This is a genomic window from Leptospiraceae bacterium, from assembly GCA_016708435.1.
In the GTDB taxonomy this organism is placed as follows: domain Bacteria; phylum Spirochaetota; class Leptospiria; order Leptospirales; family Leptospiraceae; genus UBA2033.
The window spans coordinates 22,059-43,462 of sequence record JADJFV010000035.1 but is presented as its reverse complement, the minus strand read 5'-3'; the positions used below and the strand labels follow the sequence as shown (position 1 = coordinate 43,462).

Annotated in this window: 20 protein-coding genes; 18 read left to right on the top strand and 2 right to left on the bottom strand. The window is 36.5% G+C overall.

The annotated features are described in order from the left end of the window. The first annotated feature begins 62 nt into the window (after positions 1-62). Positions 63-1,133, top strand: coding sequence for a hypothetical protein (locus IPH52_25490; protein MBK7058340.1), 1,071 nt, complete (start codon positions 63-65; stop codon positions 1,131-1,133). Between the two features lie 137 nt (positions 1,134-1,270). Here IPH52_25490 and IPH52_25485 read toward each other — a convergent pair whose 3' ends face one another. Next, on the bottom strand, positions 1,271-1,798 hold the full coding sequence (locus IPH52_25485) for a Uma2 family endonuclease (GenBank protein MBK7058339.1): 528 nt from the start codon (positions 1,796-1,798) through the stop codon (positions 1,271-1,273). Positions 1,799-2,010: 212 nt separating this feature from the next. Here IPH52_25485 and IPH52_25480 point away from each other — a divergent pair, with 212 nt between their 5' ends. From IPH52_25480 to IPH52_25445, 8 genes are all read left to right on the top strand, one after another. After that, positions 2,011-2,913, top strand: a complete 903-nt coding sequence (locus IPH52_25480; GenBank protein ID MBK7058338.1) for a TIGR01777 family protein — start codon at positions 2,011-2,013, stop codon at positions 2,911-2,913. A 66-nt stretch (positions 2,914-2,979) separates the two neighbouring features. Next, positions 2,980-3,279: a hypothetical protein gene (locus IPH52_25475; GenBank protein MBK7058337.1), complete on the top strand. Its 300-nt coding sequence runs from the start codon at positions 2,980-2,982 to the stop codon at positions 3,277-3,279. A gap of 62 nt (positions 3,280-3,341) precedes the next feature. Further along, positions 3,342-3,590 carry a ChpI protein gene (locus tag IPH52_25470; GenBank protein MBK7058336.1) on the top strand — a complete coding sequence of 83 codons (249 nt, stop codon included), beginning with the start codon at positions 3,342-3,344 and terminating at the stop codon, positions 3,588-3,590. Continuing rightward, the gene (locus IPH52_25465) at positions 3,577-3,918 is read left to right on the top strand and encodes a type II toxin-antitoxin system PemK/MazF family toxin (GenBank protein ID MBK7058335.1); all 342 of its coding nucleotides are present in this window, start codon (positions 3,577-3,579) and stop codon (positions 3,916-3,918) included. The genes IPH52_25470 and IPH52_25465 overlap by 14 nt, the downstream gene beginning before the upstream one ends. Continuing rightward, positions 3,915-4,250: a class I SAM-dependent methyltransferase gene (locus IPH52_25460; GenBank protein ID MBK7058334.1), complete on the top strand. Its 336-nt coding sequence runs from the start codon at positions 3,915-3,917 to the stop codon at positions 4,248-4,250. The genes IPH52_25465 and IPH52_25460 overlap by 4 nt, the downstream gene beginning before the upstream one ends. 78 nt (positions 4,251-4,328) lie before the next feature. Continuing rightward, a complete protein-coding gene (locus IPH52_25455; GenBank protein MBK7058333.1) occupies positions 4,329-5,339 on the top strand; it encodes a hypothetical protein in 1,011 nt (336 codons plus the stop codon). Between the two features lie 421 nt (positions 5,340-5,760). After that, entirely contained in the window at positions 5,761-6,048 is a 288-nt protein-coding gene (locus IPH52_25450; GenBank protein MBK7058332.1) for a type II toxin-antitoxin system RelE/ParE family toxin, read from the top strand. Between the two features lie 14 nt (positions 6,049-6,062). Continuing rightward, positions 6,063-6,374, top strand: coding sequence for a HigA family addiction module antidote protein (locus IPH52_25445; GenBank protein ID MBK7058331.1), 312 nt, complete (start codon positions 6,063-6,065; stop codon positions 6,372-6,374). Positions 6,375-6,493: 119 nt separating this feature from the next. On the opposite strand, the gene IPH52_25440 is transcribed toward IPH52_25445, so the two are convergent. Next, complete coding sequence (locus IPH52_25440) at positions 6,494-7,051, bottom strand: Crp/Fnr family transcriptional regulator (GenBank protein MBK7058330.1); 558 nt, start codon at positions 7,049-7,051, stop codon at positions 6,494-6,496. Between the two features lie 815 nt (positions 7,052-7,866). Here IPH52_25440 and IPH52_25435 point away from each other — a divergent pair. The 9 genes from IPH52_25435 to IPH52_25395 all read left to right on the top strand — a co-directional run bounded on the left by IPH52_25435 (position 7,867) and on the right by IPH52_25395 (position 21,375). Beyond that, positions 7,867-10,932: an MCP four helix bundle domain-containing protein gene (locus tag IPH52_25435; protein ID MBK7058329.1), complete on the top strand. Its 3,066-nt coding sequence runs from the start codon at positions 7,867-7,869 to the stop codon at positions 10,930-10,932. A gap of 63 nt (positions 10,933-10,995) precedes the next feature. Beyond that, positions 10,996-13,707 (top strand): MCP four helix bundle domain-containing protein, encoded by a 2,712-nt coding sequence (locus IPH52_25430; GenBank protein ID MBK7058328.1) that lies wholly within the window; start codon positions 10,996-10,998, stop codon positions 13,705-13,707. A gap of 10 nt (positions 13,708-13,717) precedes the next feature. After that, positions 13,718-14,209, top strand: a complete 492-nt coding sequence (locus IPH52_25425) for a purine-binding chemotaxis protein CheW (protein MBK7058327.1) — start codon at positions 13,718-13,720, stop codon at positions 14,207-14,209. An 8-nt stretch (positions 14,210-14,217) separates the two neighbouring features. Continuing rightward, positions 14,218-14,949, top strand: a complete 732-nt coding sequence (locus IPH52_25420) for an Hpt domain-containing protein (protein MBK7058326.1) — start codon at positions 14,218-14,220, stop codon at positions 14,947-14,949. Then, a complete protein-coding gene (locus tag IPH52_25415; GenBank protein MBK7058325.1) occupies positions 14,939-16,099 on the top strand; it encodes a chemotaxis protein CheA in 1,161 nt (386 codons plus the stop codon). The genes IPH52_25420 and IPH52_25415 overlap by 11 nt, the downstream gene beginning before the upstream one ends. Beyond that, positions 16,089-17,168 (top strand): chemotaxis response regulator protein-glutamate methylesterase, encoded by a 1,080-nt coding sequence (locus IPH52_25410; protein MBK7058324.1) that lies wholly within the window; start codon positions 16,089-16,091, stop codon positions 17,166-17,168. The genes IPH52_25415 and IPH52_25410 overlap by 11 nt, the downstream gene beginning before the upstream one ends. Then, complete coding sequence (locus tag IPH52_25405; GenBank protein ID MBK7058323.1) at positions 17,161-18,408, top strand: sensor histidine kinase; 1,248 nt, start codon at positions 17,161-17,163, stop codon at positions 18,406-18,408. The genes IPH52_25410 and IPH52_25405 overlap by 8 nt, the downstream gene beginning before the upstream one ends. Positions 18,409-18,426: 18 nt before the next feature. Further along, the gene (locus IPH52_25400) at positions 18,427-18,786 is read left to right on the top strand and encodes a response regulator (protein ID MBK7058322.1); all 360 of its coding nucleotides are present in this window, start codon (positions 18,427-18,429) and stop codon (positions 18,784-18,786) included. Positions 18,787-18,882: 96 nt separating this feature from the next. Next, a complete protein-coding gene (locus tag IPH52_25395) occupies positions 18,883-21,375 on the top strand; it encodes a hypothetical protein (GenBank protein ID MBK7058321.1) in 2,493 nt (830 codons plus the stop codon). Positions 21,376-21,404 lie beyond the last annotated feature (29 nt).

The window sequence follows — 21,404 nt, the reverse complement described above, 5'->3', positions numbered from 1 at the left end:
GGGTGACAAAGAGCGACAACGCTATTTTATTTCAAATTGCCACAGTGCAAGTATTTCGCAAGATGACTGGAATGAAAGACAAAATTATTTATATCCGCGGAGTTGGAGTGATTGGCTGGCCTCTCGCTGGACTTTTTCTTTCGCTAAAGAAATTACTACCCAAAATAAAAATCGCAATTGAGCCATATAAAATAAATGCAGAAAACATCTATCACTTGGAGCACCTTTGCAAACTAGGCGCTCTGATGGTAGAATCAGATATGAATAGCTCGAATGAGGCTTCGAAATGGTTTGCGTTAAGATACGTATGCAATGCAGAAGAAATTCGCAATTCCTGTGAAATCGTTCTAGATTGCTCTCCATCTGGTGTTGCAGAAAAAAGAATAGGCGAATATACAAAAGAAAATTATCCAAACACAAAAGCATTTATCGCGCAGGGAAGTGAGCATACGTTTGGCAAACAGCTATTATTTCCTGATAATACCGAAATCCTGGAAAATACAAAGGATACTTTCTTTCACGTAAGCACTTGCAATACACATACATTATCCGCAATAATAAGAGTATTCAACTCTATTCCAGTAGAAATTTCTAATATAGACTTTGTGATTATCCGCCGCGATGCAGACATGGCAAAGAATGATCCACATGTAACAGGACCACTCTTTCAATTTCCAGAAGGAACACACGGGACGCATCATGCAAGACTTTTAAATGAACTCTATACAACGGTTAATCAATCTTATGCGGTGACATCGAGTGCAATGACAGTTAATTCTCCGTATATGCATATTACCCGCTTTAGAATAGAACTCGAAAAAGAAATCTCACGTAAAGAAATTTTGGAATCTATTAACAACGATCCACTGCTTTCCCTAACAAGTCAGATTTCCTCTAATATGATTTTTTCCTCCGGTCGAGAGCGTGGCGAGTTTGGAAGAATATTTTCTCACGCAGTCTTCGTCGAACCAAGCCTTGAGGTTAACGGTAATATTGTCCGTGGAATTGCCGCTACACCAGGAGATTCGAATGTGTTGATTTCTACGATTTATTCTACTCTTAAAATATTGGGTCATGAGCGGTTAAATGATATTATGCTTGCGTTGTATGGGAAGGTGTTGAAGAATATTTGAAGAATACCATGCGAAGGCGCTGGTCGCGAATACTTGGAGCGAAGGGTGGAATGGACACAGATGGACCACAGATAAAAGATTAGGAGATTTACCGCCGTAATCGTAGAGACGTAGCGCGCTACGTCTCTACGACGTCTCTACTTCACAAAAATCTTCTCAGGTAAAATATCCATACCTTCTATCAACTTTGACTCAATAGAATCAGGAGTATAATCAGTCGAAGCGTGTAATTTGTATTTGCCGTCAATGAGAGTAAAGACTTCAATCGATTCTATTTCAGGAAACACTAGCCAGAATTCTTTGACGCCGAAGGTTTCGTAGATTTCTTTTTTCTCGACACTGTCTCTTGTGAGCGTTCCTTTGGAAACTACTTCGATGACTAGATCAGGAGTTCCGTAAATCCATTCACGGAGTAGATGAAGATTTTCTTTTTTCAAATAAATCAAATCCGGTTGTAGACGAAACTTTCCTTCTTCTAAAATTACGTCTAGCGGAGAAAGAAATACTTCTCCTAAACCATTCTCTTCCACATACCTGCTCATATATTTAAAAATATTTGCTACAATTCTTTGGTGATACCCAAAAGGACTAGGTGCCATTCTCTTTTCTCCCTGAATGATTTCAGTTAGATCAAAGTCTTGGATTGTATCAGTCGTTGTATTCATAGCAGGGGTTGAATATATTCAACCCCTACGAATGCAACCGTCAATCAAAAAAAAATGATAGAACCTAATTACATTGGGTTAATGAATTAAATCTTGTGCGGTCTATTTGAAATTTTATTCAAAGAATTACATAGTTGATGACAAAAAATTAATATTTTACTGGAATACATTAAGCTCATGCAAATTACGAGCCTTACATTACATGAGGAACTATGAATTATAAAAAAATAGTATTAGCCGGTGGGACTGGTTTTGTGGGAAAATACCTAAAGACAAAGTTTAGTGAATTGGGTTACGAAGTAAAAATTATTTCGAGGCAAAATGATAGTATCCAGTGGGATGATATTTCTTCCATCGTTGATGCCCTTGACAATTCAGAAATGCTAATTAACCTCGCAGGAAAATCCGTCGATTGTCGTTATAACAAAAAAAATAAAGAAGAAATTTTGAAATCAAGAACAGAAACTACCAGAATACTCGGAGAAGCGATTTTGAAATGTAAGAATCCTCCCGAACTTTGGATCAATTCTAGCACGGCAACCATTTACCGTCATGCGCAAGATCGACCAATGACAGAAAGCGGTGGAGAAATAGGAAGTGGATTTTCAGTTGGTGTAGCAACTCAATGGGAAAAAACATTTTTTGATTTTCAATTACCAAAGACTAGACAAGTTGCTTTACGCATGGCAATCGTTTTAGGAAAAGAGGGGGGAGTCATGACACCCTTTAAAAATCTAGTTCGCTTTGGTTTAGGCGGCAAACAAGGCGATGGAAATCAAATGTTCAGTTGGATTCATATTGAGGATTTATTTACTATTATCCGCTTCTTACAATCCAATAAAAATATGACAGGGGCTTACAACTGTTCATCTCCCAATCCAGTTTCCAATGCCACTTTAATGCAATCACTAAGAAAGGCAATGAATGTAAAATTTGGTTTACCATCTCCTAAATTTCTTCTAGAAATTGGGGCAATCATGATAAGAACAGAAACGGAGCTAATCTTAAAAAGCCGCTGGGTCATTCCAGAAAGATTACTGAAAGCGGGATTTCAATTTCAATTTTCTAATATTGACAAGGCGCTAGAAAATATTTTAATAGAAAAAGGGAGATAGACCTCTCACATGCGAAGGCGTTGGGCGCGACCTAGCGCAGGGTGGAAACAGTTCGAGGTGACTGAAATGAACAAAGAAAAACGAGATTTTATAGAAAAATTAAATGGAAGATTTGGATTATTTGCAATTCTAATTTTCATAGGAGCGGCTTATATTGGTATAACCCAGTCAGGTCCCGCGAAGGCAATCAATATCTGGCAGGCAAAAATGATGAATGGGCAGTATTATGTTTTACTTTCTACTTTTTTAATTGCACTCCTGTTATTCATTCCGCTTTTACTTGCCCGCACATTAGTCATTTATTTGCATAACAAAAAATACAAGTCTCAACCAGAAATGCAAATTCCTTATTTTAAAAAGCTGTAATAGCATAGTTTTTAAATAATTTTATTAGTTGACTTGGGTATTACCCAAGTTATACTTTTCCTATGAAAACAGCTATTTCGATTCCTGATGATTTATTTAAGACAGCAGAAAAAACAGCAAAGAAAATGGGTATTCCCAGAAGCCAGTTGTTTGCTCGGGCACTCGAAGAATTTATTCAGACACACAGTAAAAATTCTGTAACAGAAAAATTGAACAAAATATACAGCAAGAATTTACCAAAATCTAAAACAAGTATTGATAAAGTATCCGTTCAGGCACTTCGCAAGAGTTTAAAAAATGACACGTGGTGAGATTTGGTGGGTTGATTTAGGTATTCCATTTGGAAGTGAACCAGGATTTAAAAGACCTGTATTAATTATTCAAGACGACGCATTTAATGAAAGTAATATTAGCACAATCATTGTTGCTGCTATTTCCTCTAATCTTATTCTTGCCGAAGCTCCAGGCAATGTTCTTTTAAACAAGAAAGAATCAAATCTTTCAAAAGATTCCGTTGTAAATGTTTCACAAATTGTTACTTTAGATAGAGAGAGATTCACTGAACGCGTCGGAAAATTAAATCCGAAGCTAATGGCAAATGTTGAAAGGGGAATCAAATTAGTTGTAGGTATTAAATGACGGATAATATCTATAACCCCGAACAATTAAAAACCCTCGCCATAGAAACAAACCGTATTTTAAAGCCAGGTGGTAAATTTTCCTTTGTCGAAGTTTCTAAACCAGAAAGTTTTATTCTAAAATTCTTCTATGGATTTTATCTTGGAAATATTATTCCCATTCTAGGGAAACTTTTTCAAGGTGATCCAACTGCTTACGAAATGTTATGGAAGTATACTGAAAAATTTGTAAATGCAAAGTCTGTGACTGAGACATTTCAAAGCGCGGGGCTAACGGCAAATTATAATTCCTACTTTTTTGGCTGCGCTTCTGGATTTAGTGGGTATAAGTGAATGCAATTTTATTTCCAAGAATTTGAATCTAAGAACCGATTAGGATTATTTAAATCATTGCCAAGAATAATTTATTCTTTGACCCTAATTCTATTATTTACAACTCCTACTTTAATCCATGCAGAATCCAGAGTTGAAATCAAAACAGGAATTTCAGTTTCTGACTATCGGCCGGAATTTGAAAAGCGTTATTATAAAGATGACTTAGCAGCAGGTGGAAGCGATGGTTTAGGTTTTGGAGCGATTAATAGATCGTATTCACAGAAATATTTTCCTGCGTTTTTAAATCCAATGGAATTTAAATTCTTTTACACTAAAAGTAATTTTGTCTTTTTAGCAGGACTTGAGACTCTCGGACTAAATGGATTCAATGCTTCCCAATTGCAGTCTAATTTCAATTATCCCGCAGTTGGTTTTTTTCAAGGACAAGGAAATATTTTGGCTAAGACTAGTAACGCAAATAGCAGATTATCCGTTGGAAATAAATTTTCATCCATTATTGTCAGCGGTTTAATAATGAAGAGAGATTTTCAGTCAGAGTATGAGAAAAACGTTACTCTTTACGCGCCAGGATTTTTAGGAGTAGTTCATGCAGAAAGTAATTACAGGACTTCGAATTTATTTGCCGGTTTTAGCATAACGAAAATATTCGAGAAAGGAAAAATTACCGGTGAAGTTTCCTTTCGTCCTAGAAGCCTTGGACTTATTTCTAGTTCTGGAAAAATCGAACAGGTAGGAGCAATTCGATTTCCCATTGATATTTTCACCGGCAATGTATCCAGCGATTTGCTAGTTACAAATTATCTTTACGGAGATAAAAAGCCAAATATTTATGGAGTGCGGATACTCATGGATTACCAGTATCCAATCTTTGAAAATCTTTCTATTTCAGTTACACTTGATTATGATAGGTTATATGTTTACTATGAAAATTATCAGCCTCCTGCTTTCTTTCGATTTGCCAATGCATCAGGAATTTCTAGACCCCAACTTGCACTCTCTGAAATGCTATCAAGTTATATCATTTATCGTGACCCAATATTAAACGAATTAAAATCTTTACGACTGGGTGCCGTTGTAAATTTTTAGATTAACTAATAAAACTATACCAAAAAAGAGAACTGATATAAAGGTAAAGTGTTAATGCGGCTACTTATGAATACCCGGTAAAATGAATAAATTTGAAACGCATAAGAGACTAGAGATGTAAAAAAGGCTCAGAAATATTAGAAAACGAAAGAATGAGAAGAAAAACTTCAACTGTAAGCACGTTGGATTTTAACCATAAAATTACCGACGCGAGAAATATAAAACGCCAAACCCAAATTATTTTCTCTTTCACAAATCTATAATCCTTAAAATCGCCTTGGAATGTCAAGTAATCAACCTTCGCAATGGATTTACGTGTAAGTAATTCGGTGACTTCCACGCTCGGTCGAACAAAGAGAAATCCTTCGTGGTAATAAAAATTTCATTGACAAAATAAATCAATTTAGTTTACTATCATTATATGATAGTAAACTTCGCAGACAAAGAAACCGAGATGATCTGGGAAGGAGAATTTTCAAAGAGAATAAAACTATCACCTAATTTGTTTGAAGTAGCACGAAGAAAGTTACGTATGATTGCGTCTGCACCTAGTATTGACTCTTTGCGGATTCCTCCTAGTAACCGCTTGGAGCAATTATCAGGGAATAGAAAAGGTCAGTGGAGCATTCGAATCAACGAAAAGTATCGAATTTGCTTTATCTGGACTGATGGAAATGCAAGTGATGTAGAAATTGTAGATTATCATTAAATAGGAATTATACTATGAATAAGAAAATAAAAAACATTCATCCCGGTGATGTGCTAAAAGAAGAATTTTTAATTCCAATGAGCATCTCTGTTTATAAATTAGCAAAGGAAACCGGACTTTCGCAAACAAGACTCTGGCAGATCATTCGCGGTGAACGATCAGTAACCGCAGAGACAGCTTTAAAGCTAGGTAAATTTTTTAGTATCGAGCCTGAGTTTTGGCTCAATCTTCAAAACTATTTTGACTTAGAAGAATCTAGAAAGCATTTTGCTAAAGAGCTGAAATCAATTCAAAGTGTTCAAGAATTAGGTTTGATTCAAGCTTAGAATTATTTACAAAATCCAATTTAGCAAACTATTTTCTCTTCTGATGTTAAATGTTTAAATAGAAAGTAAACAGGATAGAACAGTAAATACTCGTTAGCCCCGTAAGTGGAGTCAAAAGGTCAAGTTCGGATTCGACTCAAAGTTTCTTTTGTGATTCCGAGATAGGATGCGATATGACCCAACTTAACCCGACGAAACAAGGTTGAATTCTTTTCTAGGAAGTGCGCATAACGAGCTTTAGCCGATTGAAACTGAAACGAGTTGGCTCTTTCCTCTAACTCAACATAGTATTTTTCAATAAAGATTCGACCGAGCATATTTAATTCTGCATACGTGGAATACAGTTCATTTAGATCTTTGTAAGAAATAAAATCAAGCTCTGAATCTTCTAAGGCTTCAATAGTTTCGAGAGAAGGATTTCGAGACACAAAAGAATACATAGAAGTTACAAATTCATTTTCTTTCGCAAACCAATTCGTAACATCTTTTCGTTTGTGCATAGAGAATCCCCGAAACAAACCCTTGCGAATAAAGTAGAGGTTATCGGCTATTTGCCCATGACTTAATAAGATTTCTTTTTTGGAGATGCTAATAAATGCGGTTTTAGATTGAATTGCTTTTTTTGTTTTTTCTTTTACTTGAATAAATGAGTTAATCGCATCTAAAAGATTTTTCATTGCAAAACTCCTTCTAAACTAGAATTCTACTTTCCCGTTTGCCGACAAGGGAAAAAGAAAGTAGCCGATGCCAAATTATTCAAGTTTTCTTCTTCCAATAGCTTAACTCCCCATACCTAAGTAGTTTCCTTTTACCATCCTATAAGAAGACGATGCACATAACATAGGGTAGGAATGGGTTCCCTTATACCTTAAATATGGGTTCAGGGGGCATAGGGAACCTATATTGAGTATAGCTTTGAACCTATCGCTACCCTATGTTTGATAAAACGTTATCTTATACAAAGCGTTTAAACAGCATTAGCCTCATCATCCTGAGCCAGCCTGTCCTGAGCGAAGGAAAGGACATTTTTACTACAAGGCATAACTCTATTCTTTGCGCCTTCGCGGCTTTGCGTGGGAAAATCTTCTTTTTACACAGCCTCAGGACAAAGCAGGCATATACCGCAACTTATATAAAATTGGGGTGAGATGAGTGAAGCAAGGAAATTATACGTATGAACTTATTAGCCAGTATCAAAACAAAGATTATTCTATTTTTAAAAAAGCTCTATTGCGTAAAATTTACCAGTAAGCCCGAAAAAAAAACTCTGTGCGCTTTTCCTCATTCCCATTTTTTTGCATAAGACTATCTTATCTTTTATCCGTGTTCATATGTGTTCATCTCAAGTAATCTTTAAAAATCCAACTTTGCAAGGCAAGAACTATGATAAATATCACGAATTCAGAATAATTTATTTATTTTCTTTCATTTATAATCTGATATTTTAATTTTCTACATATATATAAAAATTAGCAAACAAGAGGATTTCAAAATGTTAGAGGATTTAAAAATTTCAACGAAGCTTAGGCTGGGATATGGATTAGTTATATTTTTCCTCGTCATACTAAGCACTATTGTGTTCTATTTGATGAGTCATTTGGGAGGAAGTTTGGAGAAAATTACCAAAGTGTATTCACCTAAAGTTGTCCGAAGCAATAATATTATTGACCGCGTCAATGAAAATACAATTTACCTACTCAGCGCAACACTAAAAGAATCGAGAGAAGAAGTATTGCTTGCAAAAGATAGAATTCTGCAAAACCGTTCAGGCAATGTGCAAGATATTCAGTTTCTCCGTGAAAATGCAAATACGGAAAAGGAAAGATTTGGCATACAGGAATTAGCCGATGCAAGAACAAAATTCATTCCCTATCAGGACAAATACATTTCGCAATTAGAAGTAGGCGACTACAAAGGAGCAAAAGATACTTTACCTCAATTCTCAGTTACTCAGCAGCAATATTTGAAAGCGGTAAAAGATTTAATCGTATATGAAACAGAGCTGTCTACTACTGCCAATCAAGAGTCACTCAATGATTCTCAAAAAGCGAGTTCCTATGTGCTAGTTATATCGTCTATCGCTATTCTTTTTTCTATCTTCTTCAGTTACATGACTTCAAATTCTATTACGAAACCGTTAGCCGCTCTACTCCTTGCTATTCGCAAAGTGGAAAAAGAAGGAGAATTTTCTATTAAAGTAGATTCAACCTCCAAGGATGAAGTAGCAGAGGTCGCTAACTCACTCAGTAGTTTGTTAGCAATGCTAGAGAATATGAAAAAAGATACTATGTTACTTACAGAATCTGCCATTCAGGGAAAACTTTCTACTCGTGCAGATATTTCTCGTTATCCCGGTGACTTTAGAAAGGTTGTAGAAGGGGTTAATAAGACATTAGACGCTGTGATTGGACCTTTAAATGTTGCCGCAGATTATGTAGATAAAATATCCAAAGGAAATATCCCTTCCAAAATCACCGATACCTACAACGGAGATTTTAACACTATCAAAAATAATCTCAACACTTGCATTGGCTCCCTTTTGGGTATTATTGAATCCATGAATGATATGTCCAAACAGCATGAACTGGGAGACATTGATGTAAAAATTGACGTTTCAAAATTCCAAGGTGCATACCAAGAAATGGTTACTGGTATCAATAAAATGGTATTTGACCATATTAGCGTTAAAAAAAGAGCAATGGGAATTTTTAAAGAATTTGGAGAAGGAAATTTTGAGGCAAATATTGATAAGCTACCTGGCAAAAAAGCTTTCATCAATGAAATAATTGATCAAGTCCGACTGAACCTAAAAGCGTTGATTAGTGATGCTGGAAAATTGGCAGATGCTGCTGTCAAAGGTCAATTAGCTACGCGTGCCGATGCAACCAAACACAAAGGAGACTTCCGTAAAATTGTCGAAGGGGTTAACGCTACATTAGACGCAGTTATTACACCTTTAAACGTTGCCGCTGATTATGTAGACAAAATCTCTAAAGGAATTATTCCTCCCAAAATTACAGAGAGTTATAATGGAGATTTTAATACTATTAAGAATAACTTAAACCTACTCATTGACTCTGAAAGTCTGCTTACCAATGTAGCCTCTTCTCTATCTATTGGAAATACAGAAGTCAGAATTGAAATGAGATCACAAGGAGACTCCCTATTCAAGAATATCCAAAGTATGATTGCAAATACCCAACATGATGCCGCCGTTGTTCAAAGTTTAGCGGAGGGAAATTTAGATGTCGAAATAAAAGTCATGTCAGATAAAGACATCATGGCAAAGAGTAACGTTGCCATTCGAAATGCACTGAAAGAACTAGTTGCCGATGCTAATATGCTTTCCCGCGCGGCTATTGAAGGTAAGCTTTCAACAAGAGCAGATGCATCAAAACACAAAGGCGATTTCCGAAAAGTAGTCGAAGGGGTTAATCAGACATTAGACGCTGTAATCAGTCCAATGCAGGAATCCTCCAACGTATTATTGGAATTAGCCAAAGGAAATCTAAGTGCAAGAGTCAACGGTGATTACAAAGGCGATCATGCCATCATCAAGAATGCTTTAAATTCCAGTCTCGAAACTTTAAATGAATATGTGGGAGAAATTTCCAGAGTCTTGTCTTCCATGTCTTCGGGCGACTTAACTATCGAGATTAAGAAAGCGTTTAATGGTGATTTTGCGGAAATCAAAGAAGCTTTAAAGCTTATCATTGAATCGTTCAATGATTTGATCGGGGAAATCATCGATGCATCGGAGCAAATCTTTATTAGCTCTAGGCAAGTTGCCGACTCCAGCCAATCTCTCTCACAAGGCTCTAACGAACAAGCAAGCAGTGTAGAAGAAATAACTGCTACTCTTGCTGTCATAGAACTCAAAGCTAAGGATAATGCCAATAATGCGAAGAATGCTAGTGATCGCGCTCTCAATGTAAAAGACCAAGCAGTATCAAGCAATAACGAAATGAAAGGGATGCTCAAAGCAATGGAAGAAATTAGCGAAACATCCGAAAACATTGCTAAGATTATCAAAGAAATTGATGCAATTGCATTCCAAACAAACATACTCGCATTAAACGCCGCTGTAGAAGCAGCACGTGCAGGACAACATGGAAAAGGTTTTAATGTAGTTGCAGAAGAAGTCCGTAACCTCGCATCTCGTAGTGCCAATGCTGCAAAAGAAACTACTAAGATGATTGAAGGTTCAATTAAAACTGTTCGTTCTGGTATGGACATTGCGGGAAGAACTGCAGGCGAATTAAACAAGATGACTGCAGGTGTTGTAGAAGTGACAGACCTGGTGAAAGACATTGCAGCGGCATCTATGGAGCAATCTTCTTCTGTTGTAGAGACGACCTCTGGCATCAATCAGATTTCGCAGGTGACTATGAGTGCAGCCGCAACAGCAGAAGAAAGTTCTGCGGCTAGTCTTGAGTTGTCGAGCCAAGCAGAAGCATTTCAAAATATGGTAAAACGTTTCAATATCAAAAGGGGAAAAGAGGAAAAAAAGAAAGAAGCACCGCTAACAACGGGGAAAAGAAAGATTAACCTCAAATAATGAAAACGGGAATATAAAAAAGTTGTAGAGGATAAGTTAATTTATCCTCTAAGGAGTTTAAAAATGTTTCAAAAATTATCAATTAAATCTAAGCTTATTTTTAGTTTTATAGGAGTGCTTTTCTTATTCTTGGGAACAGCAATATATAATTTATTTGGATTAAACGAAATTCAGCATTCGGTCAATGATATTGTCAATGATAGAATTCCAAAGATTCTAACTTTGCATGAAATGAATAATAATATTAATCAGACAGCCCGTTCCACTAGAAGTATACTTTTACTGGAAGATATAAAAGAAATTCAGAAGGAAAGAGATATTATTATTAATATCAGAGACGAAAAGAATCCAAGGATCATTGAATATTTAAAGACTGTAGTTAGACGCGAAAGAGGAAAAGAATTATTAGCCGATGTAATGAAGACGAGAAGTGCATATGTAGAGACTTTAAATCAGTATTTAGATTTATTCGATAGTGGCAAAAAAGAAGAGGCAAAGAAATTACTTCTATCAGAACTAAGACCAAGACAGCATGATCTTTCAAAAGCAGTAGCAAGTTTCAGTGATTACCAAAAAGATATTATTACTTCAGAAGGCGCAAAGACAGATGCAAGTGTAAAGAAAATATTTTTAGCCTTTTCTATCATTTCCATTCTTGCGACAATCATCATCATACTCGTTACGATTTTTACCACGAAGAGCATCAATCGCATTACTTCAAGAATGGATCAATTTATTTCTGATATAAATATTTTTGTTGTTGGTTTAGAATCAAAAGGCGATTTTTCTTCTAGATTACAAGTTACTCATAATGATGAGATGGGCAAAACATCAGAAGCCTTGAATCGATTGATGAATATGTTTCAGACAATGCTTACAGAAACTAATATGCTTTCTAAAGCAGCTATAGAAGGAAGACTAAGCACAAGAGCCAAGATCGATTCTTATATTGGTGATTTTAAGAGTATTCTAGAAGGGGTTAATAAGACGATTGATTCATTAGTTGGATTTCTAGATCAAATGCCAATTCCAGCAATGATTATTGACAAGGAATACAATGTTCTTTATATGAATTCCGCCGGTGCAAAATTAAATGGACGCACGGGTAAGGAACTCGTCGGAACAAAATGCTTTGATCATTTTAAGACGAATGACTGTAAAACGGAAAATTGTGCCTGTTATTTGACAATGCGGGATAATCGAAATATTGCGCGAGATAACGTAGCAAGACCTGGAAATTTAGTCTTAGATATTAATTATTCTGCCGTTCCTATCAAGAACGAAAAGGGAGAAGTTGTTGCTGCCTTTGAAGTTGTAATGGATCAAACCCAAATTAAAAATGCGATGGGAGTTTCCAAAAAGATTGGAGAATACCAAATCAAAGAAGTTACAAAATTAGTTGACGCATTAGGGAAATTGGAGAATGGAAATACAAGTATTGCCATCAAACCAGAAGAATCAGATCAAGATACTAAATTGGTTAAAGAGCAATATGAAAAAATTTATGTATCACTTGAGCAAACCGTTCAAGCACTTACACTTTTAGTGACAGATGCTAATATGCTTTCCCGCGCAGGCATTGAAGGTAAACTTTCAACAAGAGCAGATGCATCAAAGCACAAAGGCGATTTCCGAAAAGTAGTCGAAGGAATTAATCAAACGTTAGACGCTCTAATTCTTCCGACTCAGGAAGCGACTAACGTATTAGTGGAGTTGTCTAAAGGAAATTTAAAATCCAAAGTTACCGGAGACTATAAAGGTGACCATGCAATTCTTAAGAATGCGCTCAACTCAAGTCTCGGAACACTCAATGAATATGTGGGAGAAATTTCTAGAGTTCTTTCTTCTATGTCGGCGGGCGACTTAACTGTTGAAATAAAAAAAGAGTTTAATGGTGATTTTGCGGAAATCAAAGAAGCCTTAAAACTTATCATTGAATCTTTCAATGACTTGATCGGAGAGATCATGGATGCATCGGAGCAAATCTTTGTTAGCTCCAGACAAGTTGCTGATTCGAGTCAATCTCTTTCACAAGGATCAAATGAGCAAGCGAGTAGTATAGAAGAAATTACTGCTACTCTCTCTCTCATAGAACTCAAAGCTAAGGATAATGCCAATAATGCGAAGAATGCAAGTTATCGTGCTCTCAATGTAAAAGACCAAGCAGTATCAAGCAATAACGAAATGAAAGGGATGCTCAAAGCAATGGAAGAAATCAGTGAAACTTCTGAAAACATTGCTAAGATTATCAAAGAAATTGATGCAATTGCATTCCAAACAAACATACTCGCATTAAACGCCGCTGTAGAAGCAGCACGTGCAGGACAACATGGAAAAGGATTTAACGTAGTTGCAGAAGAAGTCCGTAACCTCGCATCTCGTAGTGCCAATGCTGCGAAAGAAACCACTAAGATGATTGAAGGCTCAATTAAAACAGTTCGCTCTGGTATGGACATTGCGGGAAGAACTGCAAACGAATTGAATAAGATGACAGCTGGTGTTGTAGAAGTTACTGATCTTGTAAAAGACATTGCAACAGCATCTGTCGAACAATCTTCTTCCGTTGTAGAGACCACTGCTGGCGTCAATCAGATTTCACAGGTGACTATGAGTGCAGCCGCAACAGCGGAAGAAAGTTCTGCGGCTAGTCTTGAGTTGTCGAGCCAAGCAGAAGCATTTCAAAATATGGTAAAAAGATTTAATATCAAAAAAACAAGAGATGATAAGAAAAGAGACGCGCAGACAACCGCAAAAAGAAGAATTGAACTGAAATAAGGAGAAGTTTATGGTAACAGCAATAATAGATGAAGAAATAGAGGAAGACTCACAGGATACGATGGAAGATTTATATATTATCTTTTTCATTGATGGAAGAGAATATGGAATAGAGATTCGTTACTTGATTGAAATCATTGCATTTCAACCTGTGACTTTTGTTCCAAACTTACCTGAATATGTTAAGGGAGTAATTAACCTTCGAGGGAAGATTATTCCCGTCATTGATGTGCGGCTAAGATTCGGTTTACCCAAGATAGACTATACCGAATTCACCTGCATATTGATTATGAATTTTAACAATCTAAGTGCAGGGCTTATCGTCGATGGAGTTAAAGAAGTTTTAAAAATTCCAAAAGATTGCATTGAGCCTTCACCCGGATTTGAAGAAGCAAATATGGAACGATTCGTCGATTCCATTGGAAAGTCAGGCGATACATTGAAAATATTAATCGACCTGAATAAGTTTATTCATGAGAAAGATGTAAAAGGAATTGCTTAGGTTCTACAATGCTTGGAGAAAATGAACTTTCAGACCTTGTGCTTGATTCACAAGAGATATTGGATAAAGCAGAAGCAATTCTGATCCAATTGGAAAAAAGTTTAACTGAGTCAACGGTTGACGCAGATAAGGTAAATTCATTATTCCGCTATTTCCATACACTCAAAGGAAATGCGGGATTTTTCAATTTCAATGTGATAGTAAACCTATCGCATTCAGCAGAATCATTATTAGAGATTGTAAGAAATGACAATTCTCTTCTTGATCAAAAAATGATTCAGCTCTTCATGGAAGCAAGAGATACTCTATACGAAATATTCACAAATTTAAACGAAAACAAAACAGATACAATGTATAAAGAGAAGGCGGATACTTTAATTCCCCGACTCTTCTATATAAAAGAAAATCTAAAAGCAGAGTCTTCAGAGCCAAAGAAAGAAGAGCCTAGGTTTGGAATCTTCAAAAAGAAAATTGTGCTTTCTGATACTCCAATAACAGAAGAGGATAATAAGGAGTTGCCAGTTTCGAATGAACCTGCCCCTACTCCGGAAAATTCAGAATCTGATAAGTTAGATAAACATATTACAGAGAGAGCCACGCAAGAAAATCCTGTTTTAGAAAAAAAGATTCAAAATACTATAGAGGCAAATAACGGTAATTCGAATGGACAAGCTACAGTAAAAAAGAGACATTCGAATCGAAACAGAGAAATTAGATTACCTACTAGACATGATTGGTGAGCTAGTGATAGCTGAATCTCTTGTAACTCAAAATCCAGACATCAAAGAACTAGATCTTCCGAACTTTTCTATTCAATCTTCCTATTTACGTAAAGTAGTCCGTAATCTACAAGAAGTATCCTTGCAGCTAAGGATGATTACCCTCGAAGGTTTGTTTAATAAAATGGAACGACTTGTTCGAGACTTAGCACAAAAAACAGGAAAGAAAGTGGGTCTTCAAGTTACGGGAAAAGAAACAGAAATTGATAAGAATGCCCTTGAAATATTAACAGATCCTCTAGTTCATATTATCCGCAACTGTATCGATCATGGATTGGAAACAGGCAAAGAGAGATTAGCCAAGGGCAAAGCAGAATCCGGACATATCAAGATTGAAGCAATGCATTCAGGAAATGAAGTATGGATTATTATTTCTGATGATGGTGCAGGCTTAGATAGAGATAGAATTTTGAAAAAAGCAATGGCTCGCGGATTAATCAAAGAAGGAGAAGACGAAAATCTAAAAGACGAAAGAATTTGGGATTTTATTTTTCAACCTGGATTCTCGACTAGTGATAGAGTAACTGATATTTCAGGACGCGGAGTAGGACTTGATATAGTTCGCAGAAATATAGCAAAGATCAACGGCGATGTTGAAATCAAGACGAAAAAAGACCAGGGAGCATCGTTCATTCTAAAGCTACCTCTTACAATTGCTATCATTGAAGGTATGGTGGTAATCTACAACGGGGTATTCTATATTATCCCCACAATAGACGTAAAAGAAACACTGAATTTGGCAGAATCGAAAATCGACTATATCGATCAGGACAAAAAAGTAATTCGCTTCCGAGAGCAGCTAATACCCGTTGTCTCCGTAGAGAGATTACTCAATCACGATTCAAGTGACAAGGACTCTAACTACGAAAATTCTTTATATGTAATTATTGTGGAGTATAAGAATAATTCGCTAGCCCTAGTATTTGATGGAATTGTAGGAAATCAATCGGTTGTAATTAAACCAATTCCAGATTATTTAAAAGGAACAAAGGGCTTTTCAGGTTGCACAATCCTGGGAAGTGGGAATATTGGAATGATTCTAGACATTAGATTCTTTATTAATAATTACTACAAGGAAAACAAAGAATCCGAAGCAGCACATGGACAATAACAAAAAAATTAAAGTATTTATTGTGGACGACCAAAGAGTCGTTCGAAATGTTATTCGAAAAATGATAACGACCGATCCGCGCATTGAAGTGGTAGGAGAAGCTTCAAATCCTTTTGAAGCAAGCGAGCTGATTCCAGAAAAAGAGCCCGATGTTTTAACTCTAGATGTAGAAATGCCTCGCATGGATGGAGTGGAATTTTTGCGAAAGCTTATGCCTCAGTATCCAATCCCTGTGATCATGGTCAGTAGCACAACTGAGGAAGGTTCAGAGAAAGCAATTTTAGCAATGCAATATGGTGCAGTTGACTTTGTCACAAAGCCAGATGGTGGAGCGATTACTCTCGAATCAACGCAAGCAGAATTAATTCAAAAGATTAAAACAGCATCTACGATCAATATTGATAGATGGCTCAAGCAATTAAAATATAAATCCATGCCACTCATGAATAATCCTATGGCAGGTAAAAATGGAAAGAGTAAATACAATCTTATTGCTATTGGTGCATCAACTGGTGGAGTGACTGCAATACGTCAGGTGCTATCTACAGTGCCTAGAGATTTTCCATGCATTGTGATTACTCAGCATATGCCGCCAGGATTTACGGCTACTTTTTCAAAGGGAGTTTCTAAAGATTTCGGACTTGATGTGCGAGAAGCAAAAGATCAAGATATAATTCAGACAGGAAGAATTTACGTTGCACCGGGAGACTTTCATTTAGTGGTAAATAAAAGAAATGGAATTAATCACACGGTTGGCTTAAATCGTGCCGAGAAAGTTAACGGACATAGACCATCTGTGGATGTTCTATTTCATTCCATTGTTGATAATAAACTTGCCAGTGAGACAATTGGCGTTATTTTGACAGGCATGGGAATGGACGGAGCAAAAGGGTTACTAGCAATGCGAGAAGCTGGATCGAGAACCATTGGCGAAAGTGAACAGTCGGCACTCATATACGGAATGCCGAAAGTTGCTTACGAAATCGGCGGTGTGGAAGAGCAACTTCCCCTTTCTCAAATGGTGAATAAGATAAAAAATTATTTAAACTACTCGGGCCAATATGTCTGATAAAATATTACTCTATACTCAAAACAAAGAAATAACAGAGCAGGTGAAAACCTACGTTGATGATCTTACTTACGCTTTCAACGTAGCGGATAATATGGATAATCTCACAAGTTATCTTAAATCAGATGACACATGGCTACTCGTTTATGATTTTCTTGACACGAGTAGCGAAAATCAAAAAAATCTTGGAAATATTCTTTCCGAATATCCATTTCAATTGGTTATTCTATTAATCAATCGAGAGGAAGGAGACAAGTTTCTACAAATGATGGAAAACTATCATGTGTATGATATTATCTCCTACCCAATTTATAAATTCAATTTTCATTTTGCGATAACAAAGGCTATCACCTACGGAAAGGTGATGTCCAAGATTTCTGATTTTAAATCAAACGAGAAACAAGTTTTCGAATCCATGATTAAAGTATTTGATTGGAGAAAAGAACTTGATACTAGAAAAGTCGAATCTCTTGCAAATGAATTAATACACCAAATCAATATTAGCTTCTTCCATGGAAGTGGTCTCGGATCACTTATTAGCACACTGAGTATTTTATTTTCAAAAGCTAAATTAGATGAAGAGAAAAAAGTTTACTTAGTTCATGAAAAAATTTATCACCTATTAAAAGACAACTACGACGAAATTCTAAAACTAAGTGATAGTTTAACTAAAACACAAGCCATATTAGCGGAAAAGGATTTTTATATAGGGAAATTAACCCTGAAAGATTTCTATGCTGCATTAACCGAAATGGTAAAAGGTATGAAACCAGTTGCTGGAATTAAAAATCAGAAGATAGTTATGGGTGATTTTCCAAGAGACCTAGCCGGAAGATCAATTACTGCCAGCCCAGAAAATTTGAAGCTAGTCTTTGATGAATTATTAACAAATGCAATTAAATACTCGGAAGATGGAGATACAATCTATATTCTATTTTCACATGATAAAACGGATTTTGGAATCAGAATCCTGAATCCCGCCTACAAGAATTCAGACGGAACAGTGGGGATAACGGAGAGTAATGCGCATAAAATCTTTGAACCATTTTTTCGATTGACTAATGTTGTAGATGATAGATTCATGCAGGAAACATTTCGATTTGGTCTGGGTTTGACAGTTGTAAATAAAATTATTGATTTACACAAAGGGAGTATTTCGTTTTATACAACAGACAATAATATGAGACGAGAAAACAATATGAAAGATGTATGCGTTTGGGTTCGATTTCCAATTTTATAAAAAAGGCAAGGAAGTATTATGAAAAAAGTTCTTATAGTTGATGATTCTCCAATGGTTTTGAATATAATTGAGACTGCCCTAAGCCTCGAAGATTATGATGTAGTTAGAGCGTCTAATGCCGATGAGGCGCTAAAAAAAATTGAAGAAGGAAAATTCGATTTTGGAATATTCGACGTAAATATGCCTGGCAAGACTGGAATCGAACTTGTCCCACTAGTTTTAAATCATCCCAACGGCAAATCAATGAAGATTGTAATTTTGACCACCGAGTCTAGTGCTGAGATTCGTAAAAAAGGAGAAGACGCAGGAGCATCTGCTTGGATGGTAAAACCATTTAAAAATGCTGAAATGATTGACCTGCTAAAACAATTAGAGTAGTCACTCAAAGTAAAAAATAAAACGAATATTTTTCTACTTGCTTGTTCTATTATTCAAATTAAGATTTGCAGAATAAACTATTAGCAGGAGATTTTTATGGCAGTAGAAGAAAGACAACGCGAAAGGGATTTAATTCTCTCCCCAAATGAATTTGCATTTATTTCTGACCAAACAAAAGGTAATATTAATATTTACGTTGGTCCATATAAAGCAAGTCTCTCCAACACCGATCAGCCAATCATCTTCAATGAGAAAACGAAACGCTTTGAAAAGTGCTCTCTAGAAGGAGCCATTCAAACCTTTGCGATATCTCCAGAAGGTTGGTATCTTGTTCTAAAAAATCCTGCGAAAGATAATTCAAATCCAAAGACTGGAACAGTGAATAGCCTCATCGAACTAAACGTGGGGCATAAAGTAAATATCCCCGGACCGATTTCTTTTCCTCTCTGGTCGGGGCAAATGGTAAATGTAGTTAAAGGTCATCATTTACGATCGAATCAATACTTGGTCGTGCGAGTGTATGACGAGACTGCCGCTAAGGATAATTGGAATAAGGCGGTCATCAAGACAAGTGAATCAAGCACCGGTCAGACTGAATTTGATATTTCAAAACTCAAACTAGGGAAACATATCACCATTAAAGGAACTGAGGTTTCGTTCTATATACCCCCAACTGGTATTGAAGTAGTAAAAGATGTTAGAAACCAATACATTCGCGAAGCAGTTACTCTTGAGCGGCTAGAATATTGTATCCTCTTAGATGAAGACGGAAATAAGCGTTATGTGCGAGGTCCTGAGGTTGTATTTCCTGAGCCTACAGAAACATTCATCCAAAAAGATGGCAGTCGCAAATATAGAGCGATTGAGCTAAGTGAAATCAAAGGTATTTACATCAAAGTAATCGCTCCTTACACAGAAGGTGAGGCACAATACAAAGAAGGTGATGAGCTTTTCTTTACTGGCAAAGACCAAATGATTTATTTCCCACGTAAAGAGCATGCAATCGTCAAATATGAGGATAACGAGGTGCACTACGCAGTCGCAATTCCACTCGGAGAAGCGCGCTATGTAATGAACCGTCTCACCGGTGAAGTAAAACTTCGTCGTGGTCCCGATATGTTCTTACCAGATCCTCGCTTTGAAGTCATTGTTCGTAGAATTTTAGAGCATCGTCAAGTCGGTCTTTGGTTTCCAGGAAATGATCGAGCAGTAGAAATTAATTCAGAACTACGCAAGCAAGCAATACCAGCGGATAAGCCTACTTTGCCTCCAAGACCGCAAGCAACACCTTCTCCCGCTTCCAGCAAACGTGAATTTTCGGTTGCTGACTCTATGCTATCAGAACCAGAAGCAGAAGAATTAGAACAAATAGCCAGCGATTCGTTTCAACGAAGAAATAAGTATACTCCTCCTCGCTATATCACACTCGATACAAAATACGATGGAGCAGTTTCCATCGGAGTATGGGCAGGATATGCAATCATGGTTGTTGGTAAATCCGGTGAGCGCAAAGTCATTGTTGGACCAAGCACTTACCTTTTAGAATTCGACGAGGATATGCAAGTATTCTCTCTATCAAAAGGAAATCCAAAGACAGATGAAAACCTCATTCGAGATGTATATCTTCGAGTGGCTAACAACAAAGTATCCGATACAATCGAAGTAGAGTCAAAGGATTTTGTAAGCATACAGATTAAGCTTTCTTACCGATTGAATTTTATAAATGATTCTTCTAAATGGTTTAATGTTGAGAATTATGTAAAATTTCTCACTGATAGGTTTAGATCTGTTATCCGCTCAGCCGTAAAGAATTTCCGCGTAGAAGAATTTTACACAAATGGAATTAACATTATCAAGAAGACGATTCTCGGTGAAGATAATGCTGGTTATCACTTTACAGAAAACGAAATGAAAATCTACGATGTGGAAGTTACGGGAATTCTTATCAAAGATGCAGCCATTGCAAAGCTTATGCAAGAATCGCAACAAACTCTGATTCAGGAGTCAACAACTCTTACCCGCGAGAAGTCAAAGCTTGAAATATTAAAATTCATGGAGAAAGTGAAACAAGAAACCAGTGAATCTCAATACTCAACTCAAAAAGCAATCTACGGTTATGAAAAAGAAGAATTAGAAAAGCGTTTAGACTTAGAAACTACGCGCGCAAAATCAAACGCATCCATCGAAGACTTAAAATTAAACAATCAGTTGAACAAAGAAGATTTGATGAACAAGATTAACTCTGTCCAACTCACAAGGGACAAATCTAGGCTTGACCAAGAAGTATTCTTCAAAGAACAAAATATTAATCTCTCAGCAAAAGAGCTTGATACGCAGGTCAGATCCATGGTTGAGCGGGCAAAGGCGATTAGCCCCGATTTCATCGCAGCACTTCAGTCTTTCAACGATAAAGATCAACTAGTTAAAATTGCAGAAGCAATGGCTCCACTTGCAATCCTCGGTGGTGAATCTGTTGCGGAAGTATTTTCAAGACTTCTATCGGGAACTAAACTGGAAGGTGTATTCTTAAACATAGGTGGTGAGAGTCTGGGGAAACTCCCAATTAAACGCAAAGAAGAAGAAAAGTAATTCTAAAATGAGACTTCATACATGGCCCT